The following is a 2,433-nucleotide window of genomic DNA, read 5'->3' on the forward strand; positions in this document are numbered from 1 at the left end:
CGTAAAGAAATCTAATCAATTTTACGTAAAGAAAATACAATGTCTGAGCGAAGCGAGTTTTGTATTTTTAGTAAAATTTATTATATTTTAGCTTGGACAAGACAAGGCTTGATTTTTGGTTACTTTTCATCAAGGAAAAGTAACATCAACTCTGGATAAACTCAGTAAATCATCTAAAAATATGTCCATACTAAAATAAGTAACCAAGAAAGCCTAGAAAGAGGTTTTCTTTTTTTTATTTCCCGTGTAAAATTAGTTAGGGTGATGATTATATGAAAAGAGTTATTTTAGGGGAAACCGGAAGCGGCAAAACAGAGAATGCAATCAAAAGGTACTGCCGGATGCTGGCAGACGGAATAAATTCCAACGATATTCTGGTTCTTGTGGCCAACAGGACAGAGAGGGTAAAGTGGACGAAGAGTGTGGATTTTCATGTGGCATCACAGCTCAGAATTTTTTCATATTTCGGATTTATCCAGAGAGATCTGAAATTGTTCTGGCCTCTGGTTTTGAAAAAATGTAATCTTATAAAGAAAAAAGAGATTGAGCCTGTTTTTATGCATTACGAGGCTTCCCAAAGTCTCATGTCCAAAACAGTGGAATTTTATAGAAAAAAAGATTACCTGAAAGGGATTATAAGCAGTGATGAGGAGATCGCAAGGAAGCTCTTGTCAAACATCACAGGAGCATCTTTATCCAATACAAGCTATAAAAAAATAGGTGAAAGAATTTTCAGAAGCAAGGTAGAAGAAGAGCAACTGGGGATAGAATTTTATAAAGAGATGAATGAGATAACGGTGCGATATATTGAAAGAATACTGGAAGAGGGTATAGTGGATAATGCTGTGTCAATATACCTTTATTTCAACTATCTTCTGAAAGATGAAAAATATCTGGAATATCTCCAAAACAGTACAAAATACCTTGTGGTGGATAATCTAGAGAATGTCTCTATATCACAAGGGGACTTTATCATGGAGCTCTCTCAATGGGTAAAGGGAAGCATACTGTACTACAATACTGACGGTCCGTATGGTATATACCAGTTTTCCAGAAATTATATAGAAAAAGAGCTTCTTCCAAATTTTCAGGAAGAAAGGCTGGAAGAGAATGAAAATGCAGGAAAATTCAGGGAGTTTACAGAAGCTTTATCGAAAAATTTAATGCTGGATACAGGGGAAATATCTGTAAATTCCAGTGTGAAAATCGATCTTGAAAATGAATTTAGAAGTAAAGAGGACAAAAAAGTTCTGAGGCTTGTGGCAGAACTTTTGGAGCAGGGAGTTCCCGGAAATGAAATCTCCGTAATAACTCCCAAATATAATGTGACTTTGGATTTCGGTCTCACCAGGATATCTGATAAAATGAATATAAACTATCTCTATACCTCAAAAAATGACAAGGTGACGGACAATCCTTATGTTTTTGCTCTGACTATTTTTGCTATGGTTTTTTACAGATTTAAAAAAATACGTCTGAATTATGATGAGATGAAGATGTTTATAAATATTGTCCTCCAGATGGATCTTATAAGCTCGGCTCTTTTGGCAGATTCCCTGTCCAAGAAGGATTATAAACTGGAGAACATTGATGACAAACAACTTCTCAGAAGACTTTCTACGGAAAAAATAGAAGAATACAACAACATGGTGGAATTTATAAAGTCCATGGACAGGGATATTCCTATAAATCAGTTTTTTACCTCAGTATATCTGGAGTATTTCGTAGGGAGAAGCGACGATGCCAAGGATATAAAGGCTTGCAGGGAGCTCATGGACTCATCAGAGGATTTTGTAAGGGTTATGGAAAGTTTTCAGATGCTGAAAGATGCCAATTATGAGTTTATAAAATTCATAAGGGAAGGGGCTAAGACCACACCTACGCTGGATGATATAGGGGTTAAGCTGGAAGGGGGATATATGTCTTTGTCCACTCCAGGTAGCTTTATAGGAACCGGTAGAAAGAGTAAGATACTCATACTTACTGATGTAAGAAATCCACTTTATACTCTGAAAAGCTATAATGAATTTCAGAATTTATGGTCTCTGAATAAAGACTGGCCACTGGGAAGAGTTTTTACAGGGGAGGATGAGCTTCAGATGGAGAAACTGGATCTGGATGCAGTGATAAAAAGGCTTTTTAAAAGTGTAACGGGAGAGATATATCTTTTCGGGACGGTCTATTCAGGGAGAGGAATGGAGCAGCACAGTCTTTTTTATGATGCTCTTTTGAGGACATTTGATTAGAGAGTATTGAATTTACACGAACTCTGTTACTTTTCCTTGATGAAAAGTAACCAAAAATCAAGCCTTGTCTTGTCCAAGCTAAAATATAATAAATTTTACTAAAAATACAAAACTCGCTGCGCTCAAACATTGTATTTTCTTAACGCAAAATTTATTATATTTATTCACGCTCGTCCTGCGAATAGGC

Annotated in this window: 1 protein-coding gene; it reads left to right on the forward strand. The window is 36.0% G+C overall.

The window, feature by feature from the left end:
• Positions 1–272 precede the first annotated feature (272 nt).
• Positions 273–2,246, forward strand: a complete 1,974-nt coding sequence (locus tag ABZA26_RS12675) for a UvrD-helicase domain-containing protein (protein ID WP_372714878.1) — start codon at positions 273–275, stop codon at positions 2,244–2,246.
• Positions 2,247–2,433: the final 187 nt, after the last annotated feature.

Origin of the sequence: Ilyobacter sp., assembly GCF_041583315.1 — a bacterium.
Lineage (GTDB): Bacteria > Fusobacteriota > Fusobacteriia > Fusobacteriales > Fusobacteriaceae > Ilyobacter.

What these genes read in the sequence shown, in the direction of transcription:
- ABZA26_RS12675 (WP_372714878.1), top strand. Translation starts at nt 273, where the DNA reads ATGAAAAGAGTTATTTTAGGGGAAACCGGAAGCGGCAAAACAGAGAAT.